Here is a 23,262-nt window from a genome sequence, read left to right as displayed (position 1 = left end):
ATACGCATTACCGCCGCGCGGACCGCAATGTTGCGGCGGTTCGCGTCACCTGGACAGGTCGTCCTCACCGATGCGGTGGACCCGGACCATGTTGGTGGTACCGGGCATCCCGGGCGGCGAGCCGGCGGTGATGATCACCACGTCGCCCTTCTTGCACCGGCCGATGCGCAGCAGTTCCTCGTCCACCTGCTGCACCATCTCGTCGGTGGTCTGCACCATCGGGCCGAGGAAGGTCTCCACGCCCCAGGTCAGGTTGAGCTGGGAGCGGGTGGCCGGCTCCGGGGTGAAGGCGAGCACCGGGATCGGCGAGCGGTAGCGGGACAGCCGGCGCACGGTGTCGCCGGACTGGGTGAAGGCCACCAGGAAGCGGGCGCCGAGGAAGTCACCGATCTCGGCGGCCGCGCGGGCGACGGCGCCGCCCTGGGTGCGCGGCTTGTTCCGCTCGGTCAGCGGCGGCAGGCCGGCGGCGAGGATGTCCTCCTCGGCGGCGGCCACGATCCGGGACATCACCTTGACGGTCTCGATGGGGTGCTTGCCGACGCTGGTCTCGCCGGAGAGCATCACCGCGTCGGTGCCGTCCATCACCGCGTTGGCCACGTCGCTGGCCTCGGCACGGGTGGGGCGGGAGTTGTCCACCATCGAGTCGAGCATCTGGGTGGCGACGATCACCGGCTTGGCGTTGCGCTTGGCGAGCTTGACGGCACGCTTCTGGACGATCGGCACCTGCTCCAGCGGCATCTCGACGCCCAGGTCGCCGCGGGCGACCATGATGCCGTCGAAGGCGTCCACGATCTCGGCGAGGTTGTCGACGGCCTGCGGCTTCTCGATCTTGGCGATGACCGGGACCCGGCGCTCCTCCTCCTCCATGATCCGCAGCACGTCCTCCATGTCCCGTCCGGAGCGGACGAAGGACAGGGCGATGACATCGGCCCCGATCCGCAGACCCCAGCGCAGGTCGCGGATGTCCTTCTCGGACAGGGCGGGCACGGAGACGGCGACACCGGGGAGGTTGAGGCCCTTGTGGTCGGAGACCATGCCGCCCTCGATGACCATGGTGTGCACGCGCGGTCCCTCGACGTCGGTGACCTCCAGGGTCACCCGGCCGTCGTCCACCAGGATCCGCTCGCCGCGGGCCACGTCGGCCGCCAGGCCCTTGTACGTGGTGCCGCAGATCTGCTGGTCACCCTCGATGTCGTCCACCGTGATGGTGAACTCGTCGCCGCGTTCAAGGAGTACGGGACCCTCGGCGAATCGGCCGAGCCTGATCTTCGGACCCTGAAGGTCGACCAGGATGCCCACACTGCGGCCGGTCTCGTCGGAGGCCTTGCGGACCCTTCGGTAGCGGTCCTCGTGCTCAGCGTACGTACCGTGGCTCAGGTTGAGGCGGGCCACGTCCATTCCGGCCTCGACCAGTGCCTTGATCTGGTCGTAGGACTCGGTGGCGGGTCCCAGGGTGCAGACGATTTTGGCTCGGCGCATGTATCGAGCGTATGACTTACTCGTTGGTAGAGAGCACGGTGACGTCAACAGTCCAACGACGTCTGCATTAACGCTTGTTGACAAGTATCGAATGATCGGTCTCCTGCTCGGATGAGCGATTGCGGTCATCCTCCGTGGTGGGGAGCGGTCCCTACCGGCGTGCCGTGCCCACCGGAACTCCGTTCGAACTGCGGTCCGCGCCGGGGTCCAGACCGAAGCTGGTGAAGGCGGTCCGGGCCGGCAGGGGGTAGTGCTCGGTCCCGGTCAGCAGGCCGGTCAGGTCGTTGAGCGCCGACGCCGACCGCCAGGCGGCCAGCCCGAGGTCGGGGGCGCCGACACCGTGGCTGTACCGGCTGGGGCTGAGCACGTAGATCCGCCCGGTCACGGACCGGTCCAGCTCCAGCCGGCCCCGGCCGTCAACCAGCGGCCGGCCCGCCGCGTCCCGCCGCAGATACGACCGGACCGGGGCGAGCAGCGGCTCCAGCGGACGCTCCCGGTATCCGGTGGCCAGCACCACCGCCCCGGTGACCAGCCGGGTACGGCCGCCCTGCTCGGTGTGTTCCAGGTGCAGTTCGACGCCGTGGCTGCCCAGCCGGCCGGCGGTGCGCACCGTCACCCCCGGGGTGAGCACCGCGTCGGGCCAGCCGCCGTCCAGGGTGCGGCGGTACAGCTCGTCGAAGATCGCGGTGATCGTCTCGGTGTCGATGCCCTTGTGGAGCTGCCACTGCGCGGGCACCAGGCGGTCCCGCACCGGGTCGGCCAGGCCCTGGAAATAGCGGGTGTAGTCCGGGGTGAAGTGCTCCAGGCCCAGCTTGCTGTACTCCATGGGCGCGAACGCGGGGCTGCGGGCCAGCCAGGTCAGCCGCTCGCGTCCGGCCGGGCGGGCCCGCAGCAGGTCCAGGAAGACCTCGGCGCCGGACTGCCCGGAGCCGATCACCGTGATGTGATCGGCGGCCAGCAGCCGCTCGCGGTGGTCGAGGTAGTGGGCGGAGTGCACCACCGGCGCCGCGGGGGTCTCGGCGAGCGGGCGCAGCGGTTCCGGGACGTACGGCGCGCTGCCGGTGCCGATCGCCAGGTGCCGGGCGCAGGTACGGCCCAGCGCCTCGGCCTCGCCGTGCGGGTCGAGCCGGGTGTGGTCCACCTCGAAGTGGCCGTGCGCCGGGTTCCACCGCACGCTGTCCACCTGGCGGCCGAAGTACGTGCTCGGCAGCGACCGCGCGACCCACCGGCAGTAGGCGTCGAACTCGGCGCGGTGCACGTGGAAGCGCTCGGCGAAGTAGAAGGGGAACAGCCGCTCGCGGGACTTGAGCCAGCTCAGGAACGACCAGCGGCTGCCCGGGTCGGCGAGGGTGACCAGGTCGGCGAGGAAGGGCACTTGGAGGGTGGCGCCGTCGATGAGCAGGCCGGGGTGCCAGTGGAAGTCCGGGCGCTGGTCGTAGAAGGCGGTGGTCAGGCCGGGGACCGCGTCGGCCAGGGCGGCGAGCGACAGGTTGAACGGGCCGAGGCCGATGCCGAGCAGGTCCAGCGCGCGGTCGGCGTCGGGCTCCACCGGCTCTATGGGCTCCATGGGCTCGGCCGGTTCCGTCGCCGGGGCGCCGGGGGTGGTGCCGGTCGTGCGGCCGCCGCTCGTGGCGGTGGCGTCGGCAGCGGCTGTTGCGTCGGCGGTGGAGTCGAGCGGCCCGGACGTCTCGGGGGCGGTCATGCGCGGGTGGTGCCTTCCGTGGTGAGCGTGAGCAGTGCGTCGAGGTGGTCGGCGCGGGTGTGCGGGTTGAGCAGGGTGGCCTTGAGCCAGAGCCGGCCGCCGGCCCGGGCCCGGCCGAGCACGGCCCGGCCCTCGACGAGCAGCCGGCGGCGCAGCGCGGCCACCTCCTCGTCGGTGGCGACGGCCGGGCGGAACAGGACCGTGCTGATCACCGGCGGCGCGTACAGAACCAGGTCCGGGTGGTCCTCGATCCGGTCGGCGAGCTGCCGGGCCAGCTCGCACACGGCGTCCACCAGGGCGGCCATGCCGTCGCGGCCGAGGGCGCGCAGGGTGACGGCGATCTTGAGGACGTCGGGGCGGCGGGTGGTGCGCAGCGACCGGCCGAGCAGATCGGGCAGCCCGGCCTCGGTGTCGTCGGCGGCGTTCAGATAGTCGGCCCGGTGGTCCAGCGGGCGCAGCGCGGCCCGGTCGGGTACGGCGAGCAGCCCGGCGGCGACCGGCTGCCAGCCGAGCTTGTGCAGGTCCACGGTGACGGAGACCGCCGACTGGAGCCCGTCGAGCGCAGGGGCGGCGCGGCGGCTGAACAGCAGCGGCCCGCCGTACGCGGCGTCCACGTGCAGCTCCGCGCCGTGACCCGCCGCGGCCCGGGCGATGTCCGGGAGCGGATCGACCTGCCCGGTGTCCGTGGTCCCCGCGGTCGCCACCACCAGGGCGCGCCCGGGCAGTCCGGACAGCGCCCGGTCCACCGCGGCCGGGTCCAGCACACCGGCGGGCGTGTCCAGCACCACCGGCTGGGGCAACCCGAGCAGCCACGCCGCGCGCAGCACACTGTGGTGGGCGTTCGCCCCGCACACCACCTGCACCCGCGGCCCGCCCGCCGCCCGCTCCCGGGCCAGCAGCAGCGCGAGCTGATTGGACTCGGTGCCTCCCGTGGTCACCAGCGCGTCCGGCATCGGCAGATCCGGGAACACCAGCCGGGCCAGCTCCGCGCCGACCCTCGCCTCCAGCTCGCTCGCCGCCGGCGCCTGGTCCCACGAGTCCAGCGACGGATTCAGCACCGACGCGGCCAGATCGGCCGCCGCCGCCACCGCCAGCGGCGGCCCGTGCAGGTGCGCCGCGCACGCCGGGTCCGCCGGGTCCGCCGCTCCCGCGGCCATCACGTGCACCAGCGTGTACAGCGCCTCCTGCCCGCCCGTTCCCCGGGCGGGCAGCACCTCCGGCGCAGCCGCTGCCACGGCTGCGGCGACCGCCTGCGGTCCCCCGGCCGGGACAGGGCCGTTGCGCTTCCGCGCCCCTTCCGCCAGGGCGGCCAGAACCGTTTCCACGAACGGGCGTACGTCCTCCGCCCCTTGCCGGCCCCCGGCCAACGCGCTCGCGCCGCCCCGTGCCTCCACCTCCACCTCGACCTCGTCCTCCCCGGGCGTACGAACGTTGCCCTTGTCCAACGAGGAGTGGCCCTTTTAGGTACGGATGAGGGTTCGCCGGGAGCGCCCCGCAGGGGCGCGGGGAACTGCGCGCTCAGCCGGCCACCGGCCGGTGGTCCGGAGACGACAGCAACTGCCCCTTTGGGGCGGTGACGACCCGCGCCACGGTAGTGGGTTGCTCGCGCAGTTCCCCGCGCCCCTGGCTACTCCGGGCGAACCCGGCGCGCAGCCGTCAAGCTCCCTGCGCAGCCCGAACACGCAGTGCGCGGGACAAATCGTCAAGGCGATCCGCAAACGCACGCTGCACCGCAGGAATGGGCGCGACCTCACCGTCGAGGGCCTCGCGCCCCAGAGTGAGCACGCGCTGATCGACGATCGAGGGAAACGCGTAGCGGCCGAGGGCGTCGGCGATGGCGGGGCCGCGGCGGGCGGCGAGGGCGATCGCGTCGGGGAAGAAGGGCTCGACGTAGGAGGAGACAAGATCTTCGTGCTCGGGCTGCCAGAAGCCCTGGGCGGTGGCGACGAAGAGGTAGTTGGAGAGCGAGTCGTCGTGGAGGAGTGCGTCGTAGGCGGCGCGCTTGGTGTCGGGGTGAGGCAGAGCCGCACGGCAGCGGGCGGCGCCCTCGCGCCCCTTGGCGCTGGGGTCGCGGGCGAGTTCCGCGTCGATGTCCTTGGCGTCGGCGTGCCCGAGGACGGTGAGCCGCAGCAGGAGCCGCCAGCGCAGTTCGCCGTCGACGGCGGGGCCGCCGGGGATGGCGCCGGTGTCGTACCAGGTACGCAGGTCCGCCACGTCCTGGTCACCGGCGGAGCCGACCGCGCTGTCGACGAGGACGCGGGTGGCGGCGAGGGCGGTGAGATCGCCGCCGGTGGCCAGCAGGGCGCGGGTGGCCCGGGAGAGCAGGGCGAGCGCGTCGGCGCGCGGGCCGGGGGCGAGGAACTGATCGGCGATCACGGTCCGGGCGAATTTGAGCACGCCCTCGACGATCGCGGGGTCGCTCTCGCCGGGCAGGTGCCGGTCGACCAGGCCGAGGTAGTCGCCGGGCGCGATGCGGGCGTCGCGCACCAGGTCACGGGCGGCGTTCCAGGCGACCGCGCGGTTCAGCGGGTCGGGCACGCCGCCGAGGGTGTCGGCCAGGGTCTCCCAGGAGCGCTCGTCGAAGCGGATCTTGGTGTACGACAGGTCGCCGTCGTTGAGCAGCACCACGTCCGGCCGGGGGCCGTCCAGTTCGCGCTTCTCGACCACCGCCGTGGCGGCTATGTCCATGGTGATCCGCTCGCGCAGCACCAGTGCGCCGGGGTCGGCGGCCGCCCTGTCGTACAGCCCGATGCCGATGCGGTGCGGCCGGCCGCCCTGGTGGCCGACCTCGAGCCGCCAGCCGGCGGGCGCGGGCGAGGCGGTCGCGGTGAGGGTGTCGGGGCCGCTGGTGCGCAGCCAGGCGTCGGCCCAGGCGTGCACGTCGCGTTCGGTGCCGGCGGCCACGGAGTCGATGAAGTCGGCGAGGGTGGCGTTGCCGAACCGGTGCCGGGCGAAGTGCTCGTTGATGCCGGCCAGGAACTCGTCGCGGCCGAGCCAGGCGACGAGCTGGCGCAGCGCGGAGGCGCCCTTGGCGTAGGAGATGCCGTCGAAGTTGTTGAGCGCGGACGCGGTGTCGGGCACCTGCTCGGGGTCGGGGGCGACCGGGTGGGTGGAGGGCCGCTGGTCCGCGTCGGTGCCCCACGCCTTGCGGACGACCGCGAAGTCGGTCCAGGTGCCGGTCATCTCGGTGACCTCGGTGAGCACCTGGTAGCCCATGTACTCGGCGAAGGACTCGTTCAGCCAGATGTCGTCCCACCAGCGCAGCGTCACCAGGTTGCCGAACCACATGTGGGCCATCTCGTGCGCGACGACGACGGCCCGGAAGAGCAGTTCGGTGGGGGTGGCTGCGGAGCGCGGGATGAAGTCGTCGCGCAGCGTGACCAGGCCCGGGTTCTCCATGGCGCCCACGTTGAACTCGGGCACGAACGCCTGGTCGTAGGAGTCGAAGGGGTACGGCTCGGCGAACAGCTCGTGGTAGCGGTCGAAGCAGCGCCGGGTGACGTCGAGCAGCTCGCCGGCGTCGCGGTCCAGGTGCTCCCCCAGCGAACGCCGTACGTGCAGGCCGAACGGCAGCCCGGCGTGCTCGGTGCGCACCGAGTGGAACGGTCCGGCCGCGACCGCCAGCAGGTACGTGGAGATCAGCGGGGTGGGCGCCATCCGCCAGCGGCCCGGGGCGGTGCGCTCGGCCACCGAGTTGCCCAGCACGGTCCACTCCTCGGGCGCGGTCACCGTGACCTCGAAGACCGCCTTGAGGTCGGGCTGGTCGAAGACAGCGGCGACGCGCTGCACGTCGTTCATGAAGAGCTGGGTGTAGAGATACGTTTCGCCGTCCGCGGGGTCGGTGAAGCGGTGCATGCCCTCGCCGGTGTGCGAGTACGCCATGTCCGCCTCGACCAGCAGCTCGTGCGGGCCCGCGGCGAGGCCGGTCAGCGGCAGCCGGCCGTCGTCGAGCAGGGCGGGGTCGAGCTCGCGGCCGTCCAGCACCGCCCGGTGCAGGGTCGCCGGGCGCACCTCGGAGAAGGTGTCGCAGTCGCGCAGCGCGGTGAACCGGATCACCGTGGTCGAGCCGAAGACCTCCTCGCCTCGGGTCAGGTCGAGGTCGAGCGAATAGGTCTGGACGGTCAGGTCGCGGGCGCGGGTCTCGGCCTCGGCGCGGTTCAGAGCAGGCATGACGTTCATGTTGCCCCACGTCACCGCGGCGGGGGAACGGATTCAGCGCCCGGCGATCACCGGGTGCCGCGAGCACGGAGCGCGCGCGGGCCGGGGCCGTTACGCTCGTAAGCCACGGGGAGCCTCGGGGAGGTGTCATGGCCGAGCCGGCCGAGCCCGGTGCACCGGCCGCGGGCGGCGGTCCGATCGTGCACGGGTTTCCGCACCTGGAGACCGTGCAGGCCGCGCTCACGGCGCTCTACCGGCGGCTGTCCGCCGACGGGGTGGCCCAGTACGTCACCAGTGTGCGGCCCGAGCTGGTGGACTTCCCCGACGACGAGGACGTGTATCTCGGCGCGCAGCGGGTGGCCCGGGCCATGGTGCAGCACTTCCGGCTGCCGGACGCCCGGATGGTGATCAGCTTCCGCGACATGGTGCACGCCGGCAACGTCGAACTGGCCGCCGGCCCGGAGTACTTCGTCGAGCTGCACGCCCGGTTCCGCACCGACCGGCGGGACGTGGGCGCGGCCCTCGCGCACGAGGTGATGCACGTCTGGCTGCACCGGCTCGGCCTGGAGTTCCGCGGCACCCGCGACAACGAGATCCTCACCGACACCGTGTCGGCGTACCTGGGCGCGGGCTGGCTGCTGCTCGACGCCTACCGCGAGGAGGCCGCGATCCGCGGCGACCGGCTGATGATGGCCGCCTACAAGCTCGGCTACCTCACCCCCGAGGAGTTCGGCTACGTGCTCGCCAAGCGGGCGTTCGCCTTCGGCGACGACGTCGAGCCGTGGTTCCGCAGCGCCCAGGCGCGCGATTCCTACCGGGCGGGCCTGGAACGGGCCCGCCTCGACCTCCGGCGTCCCCCTCTCGCCGCCGCGGGCTGGGGGGCGCGCCGCCGCTACCTCAAGGACCGGCGCGCACTCGCCGGCGGCCCTGATTACGAGTTCCACCGCGCCCCCGACGGTACGGTCCGCGTCTCCTTCCCCTGCCCGACCTGCCACCAGCGCCTGCGGCTGCCATGCCGGGGAAAGGTGCGGGCGAGGTGCACGCTCTGCTTCTCCACGCTGGAGTGCGATACGTAGGAGTGCCCCGAAGGGGCGCGGGGCTGCGTTGAATTTGCGGCTGACGCCGCGTGGGCGCGAGCTCCCCCAGAGCTTCGCCTGGGGGTACCCCCAGCCACCGGCCGGTGGCCCGGACACGACAGCAACTGCCCCTTCGGGCCAGTGACAACCCGCGCCACGGTGGTGGCTTGTCGCGCAGTTCCTCGCGCCCCTGAGTATTCCGGGCCTGCCGCCGCCCGCGGCGGTGCCCCCGTCCGGTGTGGAAAAAAGGTGCAGCGCTCGCCCCCTTGGTCGGGGATGGGCGAGCGCTGCGGTGTTACTGCGTTCCGCACACCGTTGTGCGGGACGTTGGGGGGTGACCGTCAGACGGTCAGGGGGCGGTCGGTCGGGCGGATGGGGGCGGGCAGGGCCGAGGGGATGCCCGTGAGGTACTGGTCGACGGCCTTGGCGGCGGAGCGGCCCTCGGCGATGGCCCAGACGATGAGGGACTGGCCGCGGCCGGCGTCACCGGCGACGAAGACGCCGGGGACGTTGGTGGCGAAGGATGCGTCGCGGGCGATGTTGCCGCGGGCGTCGAGCTCCAGGCCGAGCTGTTCGATCAGGCCGTTGGACCGGTCGGTGCCGGTGAAGCCCATGGCGAGGGTGACCAGGTCGGCGGGGATGACGCGTTCGGTGCCCTCCTGGGGGACGAACGTGCCGCCCTCGAAGACGACCTCGACCAGGTGCAGCTCGCGGACGTGGCCCTCGGCGTCACCGGTGAAGCGCAGGGTGTTGACCGAGTAGAGGCGTTCGCCGCCCTCCTCGTGGGCGGAGGTGACCTTGTAGACCTGGGGCATGGTGGGCCAGGGCTGGTGCGTGGGCCGGTCGTCGCCGGGCCGCGGCATGATCTCCAGCTGGGTGACCGACAGCGCGCCCTGGCGGTGGGCGGTGCCCACGCAGTCCGCGCCGGTGTCGCCGCCGCCGATGACCACCACGTGCTTGCCCTCCGCGGTGATCGGCGGGGCCACGTAGTCGCCCTCCTGCACCTTGTTGGACAGCGGCAGGTACTCCATGGCCTGGTAGATGCCCTTGAGGTCGCGGCCCTCGACCGGCAGGTCGCGCCACTGGGTGGCGCCGGCGGCGATCACCATCGCGTCGTAGCGCTGGGTGAGCTGCGCGGCGTCGAGGTCGGTGCCGATCTGCACGCCGGTGCGGAACTTGGTGCCCTCCGCGCGCATCTGCTCGATGCGCCGGTTGATGTGCCGCTTCTCCATCTTGAACTCGGGGATGCCGTAGCGCAGCAGCCCGCCGATGCGGTCGGCCCGCTCGTAGACCGCGACGGTGTGGCCGGCCCGGGTGAGCTGCTGGGCGACGGCGAGCCCGGCCGGGCCGGAGCCGATCACGGCGACCGTCTTGCCGGACAGCCGGTCCGGCGGCTGCGGGGTCACGTCGCCGCTGTCCCACGCCTTGTCGATGATGCTGACCTCGACGTTCTTGATGGTCACCGCGGGCTGGTTGATGCCGAGCACGCACGCCGACTCGCAGGGGGCCGGGCACAGCCGCCCGGTGAACTCCGGGAAGTTGTTGGTGGCGTGCAGCCGCTCGGCGGCGGCCCGCCAGTCCTCGCGGTAGGCGTAGTCGTTCCACTCGGGGATCAGGTTCCCCAGCGGGCAGCCGTTGTGGCAGAACGGGATGCCGCAGTCCATGCAGCGCCCGGCCTGCTTGCTGATCAGGGGCAGCAGACCACCGGGCACGTAGACCTCGCGCCAGTCCTGCTTGCGCTCCTCCACCGGGCGGGCCGGCGCCGCGACGCGGGGGGTGGTGAGGAAACCCTTGGGGTCAGCCATTTGCCGCCTCCATCATCTTCGCGGTGGTCTCGGACTCGGAGAGCCCGGCCTGCTCGGCGGCGTTCTTGGCGGCGAGCACTGCCTTGTAGTCCCTCGGCATGATCTTGCCGAAGCGGGTGAGGGCGGTCCCCCAGTCGGCGAGCAGCGCCTCGGCGACGGTGGAGCCGGTCTCCTCGAAGTGGCGGCGCACCACGTCGTGCAGCCACGTGATGTCGTCGGCGTCCAGCGCCTCGATGCCGACCATGCCGGGGTTGACCACGGCCGTGTCCAGGTCCAGCACGTAGGCGATGCCGCCGGACATGCCCGCCGCGAAGTTGCGGCCGGTCGCGCCCAGGACGACGGCGCGGCCGCCGGTCATGTACTCGCAGCCGTGGTCGCCGACGCCCTCGGAGACCACGGTGGCCCCGGAGTTGCGGACGCAGAACCGCTCGCCGGTGCGGCCGCGCAGGAACAGCTCGCCGGCGGTGGCGCCGTAGGCGATGGTGTTGCCCGCGATGGTGGACTGCTCGGGCAGGTGGGCGGCGGCCCGGTCGGGCCGGACCACGAGCCGGCCGCCGGACAGGCCCTTGCCGACGTAGTCGTTCGCGTCGCCCTCCAGCCGCAGGGTGATGCCACGGGGCAGGAAGGCGCCGAAGGACTGGCCCGCGGAACCGGTGAAGGTGATGTCGATCGTGTCCTCGGGCAGGCCCGCGCCGCCGTACTTCTTGGTCACCGCGTGGCCGAGCATGGTGCCGACCGTGCGGTTGACGTTGCGGATCGGGACCTGGGCGCGGACCGGGGCGCCGGACTCCAGCGCCTCGGCGGCGAGCCGGATCAGCTCGTTGTCCAGGGCCTTGTCCAGGCCGTGGTCCTGCGCGGTGATGCGGTGCCGCACGGCGCCCTCGGGCAGCTCGGGCACGTACAGCAGCGGGGCCAGGTCCAGGCCCTGCGCCTTCCAGTGGTCGATCGCCCGGCCGGCGTCGATCAGCTCGGCGTGGCCGACGGCCTCCTCCAGGGTGCGGAAGCCCAGCTCGGCGAGCAGTTCGCGGACCTCCTCGGCGATGAACTCGAAGAAGTTCACCACGAACTCGGGCTTGCCGTTGAAGCGGTCGCGCAGCACGGGGTTCTGGGTGGCCACGCCCACCGGACAGGTGTCCAGGTGACAGACCCGCATCATGACGCAGCCGGAGACCACCAGCGGGGCGGTGGCGAAGCCGAACTCCTCGGCGCCCAGCAGGGCGGCGATCACCACGTCGCGGCCGGTCTTGAGCTGGCCGTCGGTCTGGACGACGATCCGGTCGCGCAGCCCGTTGAGCAGCAGGGTCTGCTGGGTCTCGGCCAGGCCCAGCTCCCAGGGGCCGCCGGCGTGCTTGAGCGAGGTCAGCGGGGAGGCTCCGGTGCCGCCGTCGTGGCCGGAGATCAGCACCACGTCGGCGTGCGCCTTGGACACGCCGGCCGCGACCGTGCCGACGCCGACCTCGGAGACCAGCTTCACGTGGACGCGGGCCCGCGGGTTGGCGTTCTTCAGGTCGTGGATGAGCTGGGCGAGGTCCTCGATGGAGTAGATGTCGTGGTGCGGCGGCGGGGAGATCAGGCCGACGCCGGGCGTGGAGTGCCGGGTGCCGGCCACCCACGGGTAGACCTTGTGGCCGGGCAGCTGGCCGCCCTCGCCGGGCTTGGCGCCCTGGGCCATCTTGATCTGGATGTCGTCGGCGTTGACCAGGTACTCCGAGGTGACGCCGAACCGGCCGGAGGCGACCTGCTTGATCGCGCTGCGCCGGGCCGGGTCGTACAGCCGCTCCGGGTCCTCGCCGCCCTCGCCGGTGTTGGACTTGCCGCCGAGCTGGTTCATGGCGATGGCCAGCGTCTCGTGCGCCTCGCGGGAGATCGAGCCGTACGACATCGCGCCGGTGGAGAACCGCTTGACGATCTCACCGACCGGCTCGACCTCGTCGATCGGCACGGCCGGGCGGTCGCCGGCCAGCCGGAACAGGCCGCGCAGCGTCATCAGCCGCTCGGACTGCTCGTTCACCCGGTCGGTGTACTGCTTGAAGATGTCGTAGCGCCGGGTGCGGGTGGCGTGCTGGAGCCGGAAGACCGTCTCGGGGTCGAACAGGTGCGGCTCGCCCTCGCGGCGCCACTGGTACTCGCCGCCTATCTCCAGCCTGCGGTGCGCCGCGGCGATGCCGGAGGGCGGGTAGGCCTTGGCGTGCCGCTGGGCGACCTCGCGGGCGATCACGTCGATGCCGGCCCCGCCGATCTTGGTGTCGGTGAGGTGGAAGTACGTGTCGACGAAGTCGCTGTCCAGGCCGACGGCCTCGAAGACCTGGGCGCCGCGGTAGGAGGCGACGGTGGAGATGCCCATCTTGGACATGACCTTGAGCACGCCCTTGCCGAGCGCCTTGATCAGGTTCTTGATGGCCGCGTCGGCGTCGACGTCTGGCAGGAAGGTTCCTGCCCGGACCAGGTCCTCGACCGACTCCATCGCCAGGTAGGGGTTGACGGCCGCGGCGCCGTAGCCGATCAGCAGCGCAACGTGGTGCACCTCGCGCACGTCGCCGGCCTCGACCAGCACGCCGACCTGGGTGCGCTGCTTGGTACGGATCAGGTGGTGGTGGACCGCGGAGGTCAGCAGCAGCGAGGGGATCGGGGCGTGCTCGGCGTCGGAGTGCCGGTCGGACAGCACGATCAGCCGGGCGCCGTCCTCGATCGCCACGTCGGTCTCGGCGCAGATCTCGGCCAGCCGCGCGGCCAGCGCCGAGCCGCCGCCGGCGACCCGGTACAGGCCGGACAGGGTGGCGGCCTTCAGGCCGGGCAGGTCGCCGTCGGCGTTGACGTGGATGAGCTTGGCCAGCTCGTCGTTGTCGATCACCGGGAACGGCAGCACGATGTTGCGGCAGGATGCCGGACTCGGTTCCAGCAGGTTGCCGGACGGGCCGATGGTGGAGATCAGCGAGGTGACCAGTTCCTCGCGGATGGCGTCCAGCGGAGGGTTGGTGACCTGCGCGAACAGCTGGGCGAAGTAGTCGAACAGCAGCCGCGGCCGCTCGGACAGGGCGGCGATGGGTGAATCCGTACCCATGGAGCCGATCGGCTCGGCTCCGGTGCGGGCCATGGGCGCGAGGATGACCCGCAGCTCCTCCTCGGTGTAGCCGAAGGTCTGCTGACGGCGGGTGACCGAGGCGTGGGTGTGCACGATGTGCTCGCGCTCGGGCAGGTCGGCCAGGTGGATCAGGCCCGCGTCCAGCCAGTCCGCGTACGGGTGCTGGGCGGCCATCCCGGCCTTGATCTCGTCGTCCTCGACGATGCGGTGCGAGACGGTGTCGACCAGGAACATCCGGCCGGGCTGGAGCCGGCCCTTGCGGACGATCCGCTCGGGGGCGATGTCCAGGACGCCGGACTCGGAGGCGAGCACGACCAGGCCGTCGTCGGTGACCCAGTAGCGGCCCGGGCGCAGGCCGTTGCGGTCCAGGACGGCGCCGGCGACCGAGCCGTCGGTGAAGGTGACGCAGGCCGGGCCGTCCCAGGGCTCCATCAGGGTGGAGTGGTAGCGGTAGAAGGCGTGCCGGGCCGGGTCCATGGAGTCGTGGTTCTCCCACGCCTCGGGGATCATCATCAGCACGCTGTGCGGCAGCGACCGGCCGCCGAGGTGCAGCAGTTCCAGCACCTCGTCGAAGGAGGCCGTGTCGGAGGCGCCGGGGGTGCAGATCGGGAAGATCCGCTCCAGGTCGCCGCCGAACAGCTCGCTGGCCAGCTGCGACTCGCGGGCCCGCATCCAGTTGCGGTTGCCCTTGACGGTGTTGATCTCGCCGTTGTGCGCGACGAACCGGTACGGGTGGGCCAGCGGCCAGCTCGGGAAGGTGTTGGTGGAGAACCGCGAGTGGATCAGCGCGATGGCCGTGGCGAACCGCGGGTCGGACAGGTCCGGGAAGAACGGCTCGAGCTGCCCCGTGGTCAGCATGCCCTTGTAGACGATGGTCCGCGCGGACAGCGACGGGAAGTACACGTCGGCCTCGCGCTCGGCGCGCTTGCGCAGCACGAAGGCGGGCCGGTCCAGCGCGATGCCGGAAGCGCGGCCCTCACGGTCGGCCACGAAGAGCTGGGCGAAGTACGGCATGGTGGAGCGGGCGGTGGTGCCCAGCAGGTCGGGGCCGACCGGGACCTCGCGCCAGCCGAGGACGGTCAGGCCCTCCTCGGCGGCGATCCGCTCGATCGCGTCCACGGCCTTCCCGCGGTCCTCCTGCTCGACGGGCAGGAAGGCGAGACCGGCCGCGTAATGCCCGGCGGGGGGCAGCTCGAAGGCCACCGCCTCGCGCAGGAAGGCGTCCGGGATCTGGAGCAGGATGCCCGCGCCGTCACCGGAGTCCGGTTCGGCGCCGGTGGCTCCCCGGTGCTCCAGGTTGCGCAGCACGGTGAGCGCCTGCTCCACGAGCGTATGGCTTGCCTCGCCGGTGAGGGTGGCCACGAATCCGACGCCGCAGGCGTCGTGCTCGTTGCGGGGGTCGTACATCCCCTGCGGGGCGGGGTGCCCGTCCATGAACGCGGAACGCGAACGCATGGCTCTCCCGTCGTCGTCATTGGCTGATATGCATCGCCTGTCATAGGCATGCGCAACAGGGACGACGCTGGCCCTCTGCGATTTCGTGCAGGTTACATGATGGAGGAGTGTTCGAGAAGCGGATACTCGATTCCAGCATGTGGACTTACCGAGGTTCGGAGCGAACAGTTCAGGCCAGGGTCGGGCCCAGGGGGTATGCGGATGATTCCGGCGGTGTGTGTGCGCGGCACGGCTGCACTGCCGGCGCGCCGTGGAGTGATGCCCCGTGCGACGGGAGCTGAAACGAAAAGGAAATAAAGGCTTGTGGCCCGGGTTCGGGAGTCGCTCTCGGGCCGCCGTCGTCAGCCGACGGCGGTGCCGATGAGCGCACCCAGTACGAAGGTAACCCCGCCGGCCGCCGCGCCCAAGAGGAGCTGCCGCAGTCCGCTGAACCACCAGGATCGGGTGGTCACCCGGGCCACCGCCGCGCCGCAGCCGAACAGCCCGGCCAGCGCCAGCGCCACGGCCGGCCACAGCGCGTCCGCGCCCAGCAGGTAGGGCAGCACCGGCAGCAGCGCGCCCAGCGCGAAGCACACGAACGAGGAGGAGGCGGCCACCAGCGGCGAGGGCAGGTCGGCGGGGTCCACGCCGAGTTCCTCGCGGGCGTGGATCTCCAGCGCCTGCTCCGGGTCCGCGGACAGCTGCCGGGCCACCTCGTGCGCCAGCTCCGGCTGCACACCGCGGGATATGTACAGCTCGGCCAGCTCGCGCACCTCGGCCTCGGGGTTGCGGTGCAGCTCCAGCCGCTCGATGGCCAGCTCCGCCTCGACCAGCTCGCGCTGGGAGGCCACGGAGGTGTACTCGCCGGCGGCCATCGAGCAGGCCCCGGCCGCCAGGCCCGCCAGGCCCGTGATCACGATGGTGTGCGCGCCCACCGAACCGCCGGCCACCCCGGTCATCAGGGCGAAGTTCGAGACCAGGCCGTCCATGGCGCCGAACACCGCGGGGCGCAGCCAGCCGCCGGTGACGTCGCGGTGGGTGTGCTGGGGGTCGCTGTACGGCGACGGCGGCGCCTGCTCGACGGTCGTGGTCATACGGCTCACCCCTCTCCTGCGGAATCCTGCTCGAAGGTAGCCGGGATCGCGGGCCGCCGCCAGCAAGGAAAGGCTGCCCTGGCCTGCGAAAACGTACTTAGGACAGGCTTGCCTCCCGGCCCGTGCGACCGCCGTGAGGGGGCTCCTCACGGGGATGCGCGGGGACGCGCCCGGAAAGTGCGACGGCCCCGCGCACCTCGGTGCGCGGGGCCGTCCTGCGGTCTTTCGCCGGACCGTACGGTTCAGGAGCTGGGGTTCGCCGCCGTCGGGGACTGCTCCTGGGCGGCGGCCGCGTGCTCCTCCGCCCCGGCCCGCGCGGGCTCGCCCGCGCCCGTCTCCGCCTCGCTGCCGGCCTCGCCCGTCAGGTCGCCGTCCGCCGCCTCGCCCGGCGTGACGTCCTTCCCGGTGTCCTCGGCGTCCCCGGCAACCGCGGCCGGCGCGCCCGCGGCGACCGGCTCCACGGTCTCCTCGCGGCCGGGCCGCCGCCGGGCGGAGAGCACCATGTAGAGCACCGCGGCGGCGAAGACGATCATCGAGGTCCAGTCGTTGAGCCGCAGACCCGCGATGTGGTGGGCGTCGTCCACCCGCATGTACTCGATCCAGAACCGGCCGACGGTGTACGCGGCCACGTAGAGCGCGAACGCCCGCCCGTGCCCCAGCTTGAAGCGGCGGTCGGCCCAGATCACCAGCAGCGCCACCCCGATGCACCACAGCGACTCGTACAGGAACGTGGGGTGGTACGTCGCCACGTTCGGGGTCGCGTCCGGCCGGTGGGACGGGTCGATCTTCAGGCCCCAGGGCAGGGTGGTCGGCTTGCCGTACAGCTCCTGGTTGAACCAGTTGCCCCAGCGGCCGATGGCCTGGGCGAAGGCGATGCCGGGGGCGATCGCGTCCGCGTAGGCCGGCAGCGCGATCCCGCGGCGGCGGCAGCCGATCCAGGCGCCCAGCGCGCCGAGCGCGATGGCACCCCAGATACCCAGCCCGCCCTGCCAGATCTTGAACGCGCCGACCCAGTCCTTGCCGTTGGTGAAGTACAGCTCGTAATCGGTGATCACGTGGTAGAGCCGGCCACCGATCAGGCCGAACGGCACCGCCCACACCGCGATGTCGGCCACGGTGCCCGCTGTGCCGCCACGGGCGATCCAGCGCTTGTTGCCGTACCAGACGGCCACGAAGACGCCGATGATGATGCAGAAGGCGTAGCCGCGCAGCGGGATCGGTCCGAGGTGGACCACGCCGTGCGCCGGGCTGGGGATGTATGCGAGGTTCATGGCAATGACCGACGCTACCCTGCCGGACGGGTGATGGGGCAACCCGCCCGGCTACGTATGAATAACGCCGCACCCGCCGCGGGCGGTCACGGGGACGCCGTGGCGGACGGTGTGGGGGTCACCTTGCCGAGCGGCTTGCCCTTGTTCGCGGCGTCCACCATCGCGGTGAGCGAGGCGGGGGTGAGCGTGGCGCTGCCGGTGCCGAAGATGTTCTTGCCGTTGAGCAGGATGGTCGGCGTGGCGTTGAAGCCGGAGGAGTCGAAGGCGCTGTTGGACTTGCGCATCCAGTCGTTGAACGTGCCGTTGTTCACGCAGGTGGTGAAGGCTGTGTTACGCAGGCCCGGGACCTTGTCGGCCAGCGTCAGCAGGGTGTTCTTGTCGGCGAACTTGTCCTGCTGCTCCTCGGGCTGGTTGGCGTAGAGCACGTCGTGGTACGGGCGGAACCTGCCCTGGTCCTGGGCACAGGCCGCCGCGTTCCCGGCGTTCAGCGAGCCGGAGCCGCCGAGATTGCCGTCGATGAGGGTGACCAGGTGGTACTCGGTGCGGATCTTCCCGCCGTCCTCCAGGGTGTGGATGGTCGGGGTGAACTCCTTCTCGAAGGCGTCGCACGCCGGGCAGCGGAAGTCCTCGTAGATGGTCAGCACGCTCGGGGCGTCGGCGGCGCCGACCGGGATCACCAGGCTGTCCTTGCCGGTGGCGCCCTTGGGCGAGGGCACGGGGCCGGAGGCGGCGCTGGTGCTGCTGCTGTCATGGCTGGCCACGGCCACGCCGATGCCCGCCGCGATGGCCAGCACGGCCACCACGCCCGCGCCCACCGTCAGGGTCCGCTTGCGCTTCTGCCGCGCCTGCTCCTTCGCCCGCTGTTCCTGGATCGCCCGCCGGGCGCTGCGCCTGCCGTCACGCTTCTTCTCGCTCACATTCCGGACCAACGGTGCGGGGCGGCGACCGACGCCGCCCCGCACCGTTTTTCGCCCGGGCGAGTGATCCGATCCACTCGCCCCGGTGACCTTTCCGGCTGCCCGGGGTCACCCCCGGGCGGTCAGCCGCGCTTGCGGACGCCCTCGGCGAGCTCCCCGGCGAGCGCCCGGACCGCGGCCAGACCCCCGGCGAGGTCGTCGTCGTGGTCCAGCAGCCGCTTGACGAACGCCGAGCCGACGATCACACCGTCGGCGAAGGCGGCGACCTCGGCCGCCTGGGCGGCGTTGGAGACGCCCAGGCCCACGCAGACCGGCAGGGTGGTGGTCGCGCGGGTCCGGCGTACCAGGTCGGCGGCCTGCTCCCCCACGCTCTCGCGGGTGCCGGTGACCCCCATCAGGGAGGCCGCGTAGACGAAGCCGGAGCCGGCCGCGGTGATCTTCGCCAGCCGCTCGTCCCGACTGGAGGGGGCGACCACGAACACGGTGGCCAGGCCGTGTTCCAGCGCCGCCGCGCGCCAGCCCGCGGACTCCTCGACCGGCAGGTCGGGCAGGATGCAGCCGGCGCCGCCCGCCTCGGCCAGCTCCGCGGCGAACCGCTCGGCGCCGTACCGGTCGACCGGGTTCCAGTAGGTCATGACCAGCACGGGCTTGCCGGTGGCGGCGTGCGCCTCGCGGACCGTGCGCAGCACGTCGGCGATCCGTACCCCGCCGCGCAGGGCGATGTCGTCAGCGGTCTGGATGACCGGCCCGTCCAGCACCGGGTCACTGTGCGGCAGGCCGACCTCGACGATGTCGGCGCCGCCCTCGAAGGCCGCCTTGACCGCGGCGATGCCGCCGTCGACGGTCGGGAAGCCGGCCGGCAGGTACGCCACCAGCGCGGCCCGGTTCTCCGCCCTGGCGGCGGCGAGGGTCTGCTCCAGAAGGGTGATGGTGCCGCTCATTCCGCCGCTCCCGCTTCCGCCGCCGGCTCGTGGCCGGGGTCGACCCGGTCCGTGGGGTCGTACAGCCCGAACCAGCGGGCCGCGGTGTCCATGTCCTTGTCGCCGCGTCCGGACAGGTTGACCACGATCAGGCCGTCCGGGCCGAGTTCGCGGCCGATCTCCAGCGCGCCGGCCAGGGCGTGGGCGCTCTCGATGGCGGGGATGATGCCCTCGGTGCGGGACAGCAGGCGCAGCGCCTCCATGGCGTCGGCGTCGGTGACCGCGCGGTACTCGGCACGCCCGGAGTCCTTCAGCCAGGCGTGCTCCGGGCCGACGCCCGGGTAGTCCAGGCCGGCCGAGATCGAGTAGGGCTCGGTGATCTGGCCCTCGTCGTCCTGGAGCACGTAGGAGCGGGAGCCGTGCAGGATGCCGGGCTCGCCCGCGGTCAGGGTGGCCGCGTGCTCGCCGCTGTCCACCCCGCGGCCGGCCGGCTCGCAGCCGACCAGGCGTACCGCGGTGTCCGGCAGGAAGGCGTGGAACAGGCCCATGGCGTTGGAGCCACCGCCCACGCAGGCCACGGCGGCGTCGGGCAGCCGGCCGGCCCGCTCCAGGAGCTGGCGGCGGGCCTCGACGCCGATCACCCGGTGGAAGTCGCGCACCATCGCCGGGAAGGGGTGCGGACCGGCCACGGTGCCGAACAGGTAGTGAGTGCGGTCCACGTTGGCGACCCAGTCGCGGAACGCCTCGTTGATGGCGTCCTTCAGGGTGCGGCTGCCGGACTTCACGGCGACCACCTCGGCGCCGAGGATGCGCATCCGGGCGACGTTCAGGGCCTGCCGCTCGGTGTCGATCTCGCCCATGTAGATCACGCACTCCAGGCCGAAGAGCGCGCAGGCGGTGGCGGTGGCCACGCCGTGCTGGCCGGCGCCGGTCTCGGCGATGACCCGGGTCTTGCCCATCCGCTTGGTGAGCAGGGCCTGGCCCAGCACGTTGTTGATCTTGTGGGAGCCGGTGTGGTTCAGGTCCTCGCGCTTGAGGAAGACCCTCGCGCCGCCGGCCTGCCGGGCGAACCGCGGCACTTCGGTGAGCGCGCTCGGCCGGCCGGTGTAGTTGACCATCAGTTCGTCGAGCTCGGCGGCGAAGGCCGGATCGGCCTTGGCCTTCTCGTACTCGGCGGCGACCTCGTCCACGGCGGCGACCAGCGCCTCCGGGATGAACTTGCCGCCGAACGCCCCGAAGTACCCCTCGGGGCTCGGGACCAGTCCTTCCGGATCGGGAAGGAAGTATTCGGGTGTGGCTGACACAGGTGTCCTCACGCAGGTGTGTTGACGCGACGATCAGGGCTCGGCGTTCAGCCGCGCCGCCATCGCCGCCCGTTCACCTGCCCGGGCTCGCACCCGATCACGTAGCGCACCCGACGGCCGTGCACCCGGCGCGCGGGGGCACGGCACCCGCGGGGGCGGCACCCGGGACCCAGGCGCGAGGCGATCGGCATGGCGCGAAGTCTAGCCCGTCCCCGGCCCGGTCCAGCGGCCTCGGCCGTCCCGGTGACAGGAGCGTCCGGTGATCCGAGCGCCTAGTGACCCGAGCGCAGCGCCGGGTGGGCGCCGGCGGCCACCAGGTCGGCGACGGCGGCACGCGGGTCGCGGCCGGTGACCAGCGACTCGCCGACGAGCACGGCGTCGGCGCCGTCGTGGGCGTAGGCGATCAGGTCGTGCGGGCCGCGCACCCCGGACTCGGCGACCTTGACGACATGGGCGGGCAGCTCCGGGGCGACCCGGGCGAAGGTGCCGCGGTCCACCTCCAGGGTCTTCAGGTTGCGGGCGTTGACGCCGATCACCCGGGCCCCGGCGTCCAGCGCCCGCTCGGCCTCCTCCTCGTCGTGCACCTCGACCAGCGGGGTCAGCCCGATGGACTCGGCCCGCTCGATCAGCGACACCAGCGCGGGCTGCTCGAGCGCGGCGACGATGAGCAGCGCCAGGTCGGCGCCATAGGCGCGGGCCTCCCAGAGCTGGTAGGAGGTGACGATGAAGTCCTTGCGCAGCACCGGGACGTCGACCCGGGCGCGGACCGCCTCCAGGTCGGCCAGCGAACCGCCGAACCGGCGCTGCTCGGTGAGCACGCTGATGGCCGCGGCGCCGCCGGCCTCGTAGTCGGCGGCCAGGGCCGCGGGGTCGGCGATCGCGGCGAGCGCGCCCTTGGACGGGCTGGACCGCTTGACCTCGCAGATGACCTTCACGCCGTCGCCGCGCAGGGCCGCCACGCCGTCCTTGGCGTCGCGGGCCCGCGCCGCGCGCTCCTTCAGTTCCTCCAGCGGGACCCGGGCCTGACGCTCGGCGAGGTCGGCGCGGACTCCCTCGATGATCTCGTCGAGCACACTCACCCGAGCACTCCCCTTCCGGTCGGACCGAACGGCGGTGATGATCGAAACGATCAAGCCAGCGCAGCATGCCACCGGCTCTTCCGATGGTATCGGGCACCGGGCGGACGGCCCGCATCCGGTGACCGGGGGTCCCACCACCTGGACAAATACCCGGCCGGGGCGGCCCGCCGGTCAGGGCGCGAGCGCCGCGCCGAAGGGCAGGTTCCGGACAACCGTGAAGGCCGCCACCAGGGCCCACAGTGCCCGCGCCCATTGCGGCGGCAGAGCCGGGGCGAAGGGACGGCCGCGCAGCGACCGGGTGAACCACACCGCCCACAGCACGGCGAAGACGGCGTAACCGGCGACGGCCAGGGCGTTGCAGCCCAGCGCGGTGCCGAGGTGCCCGTGTGCCACGGCGTAGGCGCTGCGCAGCCCGCCGCAGCCGGGGCAGTACAGGCCGGTGACGTACCGCAGCGGGCAGGCCGGGTAGTGGCCCGGCCGGTTGGGGTCCACCACCGCCACCCAGGCGAAGGCACCGGCCGCGGCGCCGAGCACGGCCAGCGGTACGGCGCCGCGTCGCAAGGGTGCGGCTACACGGCGCGGCAAGGCGGCGGGAGCGGCGGCCCCGAGCACCTGGCGGCCGGAGGGACGGGGCGCGGTCACCCGTCGATTCTGGCCCGGACACGGCGAAGGCGCAGCCCGCCGCACATGCGGCCGCCGCGCCTCCGGAACTCACGCACCGACGTGGGCGCGGCTCTCCTCCTCGGCGGACCGCGTGGTCGCGGGGGTGCGCGCCAGCGGCTCGTTGTGGCTGCCGAGGCCCATGGTCCGCATCACGCCGCCGACGATCGGGCCGAGCAGGACCAGGGCCATCCCGGCCCAGAAACCGGCCGGCTTCGCGGCGATGACGAAGGCGCCCGCGACGGAGAACCCGAGGAAGGCGATGATGACGCCGGTCCAGGCGGCGGGGGTGTGTCCGTGGCTGTGCTCCGCCATGAAAGCTCCTTCAAAGGCTCGGTCGCGGACGTCCTTCGCCGTCCGCTTCATCACCCATTGTTGCGCGTGGGGACGGGGGCCCGGTGACGGGGGTGGGGGTGCGGGCCGGCCCGCCGGGACCGGGCTCCGCGGGGCCGCGGGCCCGCCGGGTCAGGAGCCGTCGCCGGTCGGGTCCTCGCCGCGGTCCAGCGCCTTCCACAGGTCCTCGGGCCGGTCGGGGTCGACGGGCGCCGGGACGGTACGGGGACGGGCCGCGGCGCGTCCGCCGGGCCGGTCGTAGCGGCCGGACATGGCGGGCCAGCGGTGGCCGAAACGCAGCGCCAGCACCCCGGCGAGCAGCAGGAGCAGGCCGCCGGCGAAGGCCACCCAGGGCCAGGCGGTGCCGCTCGCGTGGGTGGCGGCGGTACGGGTGAGCCCGGAGGCACTGGCGGCGGCGGAGTTCAGCGCGGCCCGGTCGCCCTGCCGGGTCACGGTCGCGACCACGACCCCCAGGCCGCTGAGCGCGAGCAGCGCGGCGACCGCGTACCGGCCGGCCCTGCGCACCGCGAAGACCGCGACGAGCGCGGCGAGGCCGACCAGGGCCAGCGCCCCGGGCAGCGCCGTGGTCTGACTGCCGGTGGCGTGCACCGGGGCGGCGCCGGACCCGAAGGGCGCGAGCCCGCGCGACCAGGTCTTGCCGGCGGCGACCAGCACCAGTGCGGCGCCGACCGCTCCGCAGGCCAGGGCCACGGCCAGAGCGCGGTGGGCCGTCCGGGTGGGCTTGGCGGGGGGCGCGGCCGGCGGCTCGGCGGCCACAGGGGCGGCCACCGGCGCCTGCGCCGGGTTCTCCTTCACCCCACCACTATCGCCTGTCCGGCGCAATGCCCGTTCCCCGGGGTCCCGGCAGGGGGCAAGTACACCGGGCGTGACCATGCGCACTTCCATGGTCACGCGCAGTGTTCACCGTCCGGCTGACCATCCGTTGAT

Annotated in this window: 17 protein-coding genes; 1 reads left to right on the top strand and 16 read right to left on the bottom strand. The window is 72.8% G+C overall.

All coding sequences use genetic code 11. The features are described 5' to 3' along the window. Window positions 1-45 precede the first annotated feature (45 nt). From pyk to pepN, 4 genes are all read right to left on the bottom strand, one after another. Complete coding sequence (pyk, locus tag ITX44_RS13620; RefSeq protein WP_205357419.1) at window positions 46-1,479, bottom strand: pyruvate kinase; 1,434 nt, start codon at window positions 1,477-1,479, stop codon at window positions 46-48. 151 nt (window positions 1,480-1,630) lie between these two features. Beyond that, window positions 1,631-3,046 carry a lysine N(6)-hydroxylase/L-ornithine N(5)-oxygenase family protein gene (locus tag ITX44_RS13615; protein WP_205357588.1) on the bottom strand — a complete coding sequence of 472 codons (1,416 nt, stop codon included), beginning with the start codon at window positions 3,044-3,046 and terminating at the stop codon, window positions 1,631-1,633. A 131-nt stretch (window positions 3,047-3,177) separates the two neighbouring features. Further along, window positions 3,178-4,581, bottom strand: coding sequence for a pyridoxal phosphate-dependent decarboxylase family protein (locus tag ITX44_RS13610; protein ID WP_205357587.1), 1,404 nt, complete (start codon window positions 4,579-4,581; stop codon window positions 3,178-3,180). Between the two features lie 256 nt (window positions 4,582-4,837). Beyond that, entirely contained in the window at window positions 4,838-7,351 is a 2,514-nt protein-coding gene (gene pepN, locus ITX44_RS13605) for an aminopeptidase N (protein ID WP_205357418.1), read from the bottom strand. A gap of 137 nt (window positions 7,352-7,488) precedes the next feature. Here pepN and ITX44_RS13600 point away from each other — a divergent pair, with 137 nt between their 5' ends. After that, window positions 7,489-8,415: a hypothetical protein gene (locus tag ITX44_RS13600; RefSeq protein WP_205357417.1), complete on the top strand. Its 927-nt coding sequence runs from the start codon at window positions 7,489-7,491 to the stop codon at window positions 8,413-8,415. A 341-nt stretch (window positions 8,416-8,756) separates the two neighbouring features. Here ITX44_RS13600 and ITX44_RS13595 read toward each other — a convergent pair whose 3' ends face one another. The 12 genes from ITX44_RS13595 to ITX44_RS13545 form a co-directional block, all read right to left on the bottom strand. After that, on the bottom strand, window positions 8,757-10,220 hold the full coding sequence (locus ITX44_RS13595; RefSeq protein WP_205357416.1) for a glutamate synthase subunit beta: 1,464 nt from the start codon (window positions 10,218-10,220) through the stop codon (window positions 8,757-8,759). After that, entirely contained in the window at window positions 10,213-14,757 is a 4,545-nt protein-coding gene (gene gltB / locus ITX44_RS13590) for a glutamate synthase large subunit (RefSeq protein WP_205357415.1), read from the bottom strand. Before gltB ends, ITX44_RS13595 begins: the two co-directional genes overlap by 8 nt. A gap of 341 nt (window positions 14,758-15,098) precedes the next feature. After that, window positions 15,099-15,830 (bottom strand): VIT1/CCC1 transporter family protein, encoded by a 732-nt coding sequence (locus ITX44_RS13585; RefSeq protein WP_205357414.1) that lies wholly within the window; start codon window positions 15,828-15,830, stop codon window positions 15,099-15,101. Between the two features lie 242 nt (window positions 15,831-16,072). Further along, window positions 16,073-17,101: a prolipoprotein diacylglyceryl transferase gene (gene lgt, locus ITX44_RS13580; protein ID WP_205357413.1), complete on the bottom strand. Its 1,029-nt coding sequence runs from the start codon at window positions 17,099-17,101 to the stop codon at window positions 16,073-16,075. An 86-nt stretch (window positions 17,102-17,187) separates the two neighbouring features. After that, a complete protein-coding gene (locus tag ITX44_RS13575; protein WP_205357412.1) occupies window positions 17,188-18,018 on the bottom strand; it encodes a DsbA family protein in 831 nt (276 codons plus the stop codon). Window positions 18,019-18,140: 122 nt separating this feature from the next. Then, the gene (gene trpA / locus ITX44_RS13570; RefSeq protein WP_205357411.1) at window positions 18,141-18,959 is read right to left on the bottom strand and encodes a tryptophan synthase subunit alpha; all 819 of its coding nucleotides are present in this window, start codon (window positions 18,957-18,959) and stop codon (window positions 18,141-18,143) included. Then, a complete protein-coding gene (gene trpB, locus ITX44_RS13565) occupies window positions 18,956-20,242 on the bottom strand; it encodes a tryptophan synthase subunit beta (protein WP_205357410.1) in 1,287 nt (428 codons plus the stop codon). Before trpB ends, trpA begins: the two co-directional genes overlap by 4 nt. Window positions 20,243-20,289: 47 nt before the next feature. After that, the gene (trpM, locus tag ITX44_RS43010; protein ID WP_372440905.1) at window positions 20,290-20,433 is read right to left on the bottom strand and encodes a tryptophan biosynthesis modulator TrpM; all 144 of its coding nucleotides are present in this window, start codon (window positions 20,431-20,433) and stop codon (window positions 20,290-20,292) included. A gap of 81 nt (window positions 20,434-20,514) precedes the next feature. Further along, window positions 20,515-21,321 carry an indole-3-glycerol phosphate synthase TrpC gene (gene trpC / locus ITX44_RS13560; RefSeq protein WP_205357409.1) on the bottom strand — a complete coding sequence of 269 codons (807 nt, stop codon included), beginning with the start codon at window positions 21,319-21,321 and terminating at the stop codon, window positions 20,515-20,517. Between the two features lie 171 nt (window positions 21,322-21,492). Beyond that, entirely contained in the window at window positions 21,493-21,963 is a 471-nt protein-coding gene (locus ITX44_RS13555) for a DUF2752 domain-containing protein (RefSeq protein ID WP_372440904.1), read from the bottom strand. A gap of 69 nt (window positions 21,964-22,032) precedes the next feature. After that, window positions 22,033-22,296, bottom strand: coding sequence for an HGxxPAAW family protein (locus tag ITX44_RS13550; protein WP_236060500.1), 264 nt, complete (start codon window positions 22,294-22,296; stop codon window positions 22,033-22,035). A gap of 150 nt (window positions 22,297-22,446) precedes the next feature. Beyond that, window positions 22,447-23,130: a TIGR02234 family membrane protein gene (locus ITX44_RS13545; protein WP_372440903.1), complete on the bottom strand. Its 684-nt coding sequence runs from the start codon at window positions 23,128-23,130 to the stop codon at window positions 22,447-22,449. Between the last annotated feature and the right edge of the window lie 132 nt (window positions 23,131-23,262).

Origin of the sequence: Actinacidiphila acididurans, from assembly GCF_016918855.1 — a bacterium.
GTDB classification, from domain to species: Bacteria; Actinomycetota; Actinomycetes; order Streptomycetales; family Streptomycetaceae; genus Actinacidiphila; species Actinacidiphila acididurans.
Note: the sequence above shows the minus strand (reverse complement) of the source record. Positions and strands in the feature narration are given on the sequence as shown.

What these genes read in the sequence shown, in the direction of transcription:
- pyk (WP_205357419.1), bottom strand. Translation starts at nt 1,479, where the DNA reads ATGCGCCGAGCCAAAATCGTCTGCACCCTGGGACCCGCCACCGAGTCC.
- ITX44_RS13615 (WP_205357588.1), bottom strand. Translation starts at nt 3,046, where the DNA reads ATGGAGCCCATAGAGCCGGTGGAGCCCGACGCCGACCGCGCGCTGGAC.
- pepN (WP_205357418.1), bottom strand. Translation starts at nt 7,351, where the DNA reads ATGCCTGCTCTGAACCGCGCCGAGGCCGAGACCCGCGCCCGCGACCTG.
- ITX44_RS13600 (WP_205357417.1), top strand. Translation starts at nt 7,489, where the DNA reads ATGGCCGAGCCGGCCGAGCCCGGTGCACCGGCCGCGGGCGGCGGTCCG.
- ITX44_RS13595 (WP_205357416.1), bottom strand. Translation starts at nt 10,220, where the DNA reads ATGGCTGACCCCAAGGGTTTCCTCACCACCCCCCGCGTCGCGGCGCCG.
- gltB (WP_205357415.1), bottom strand. Translation starts at nt 14,757, where the DNA reads ATGCGTTCGCGTTCCGCGTTCATGGACGGGCACCCCGCCCCGCAGGGG.
- ITX44_RS13585 (WP_205357414.1), bottom strand. Translation starts at nt 15,830, where the DNA reads ATGACCACGACCGTCGAGCAGGCGCCGCCGTCGCCGTACAGCGACCCC.
- lgt (WP_205357413.1), bottom strand. Translation starts at nt 17,101, where the DNA reads ATGAACCTCGCATACATCCCCAGCCCGGCGCACGGCGTGGTCCACCTC.
- trpA (WP_205357411.1), bottom strand. Translation starts at nt 18,959, where the DNA reads ATGAGCGGCACCATCACCCTTCTGGAGCAGACCCTCGCCGCCGCCAGG.
- trpM (WP_372440905.1), bottom strand. Translation starts at nt 20,433, where the DNA reads ATGCCGATCGCCTCGCGCCTGGGTCCCGGGTGCCGCCCCCGCGGGTGC.
- ITX44_RS13550 (WP_236060500.1), bottom strand. Translation starts at nt 22,296, where the DNA reads ATGGCGGAGCACAGCCACGGACACACCCCCGCCGCCTGGACCGGCGTC.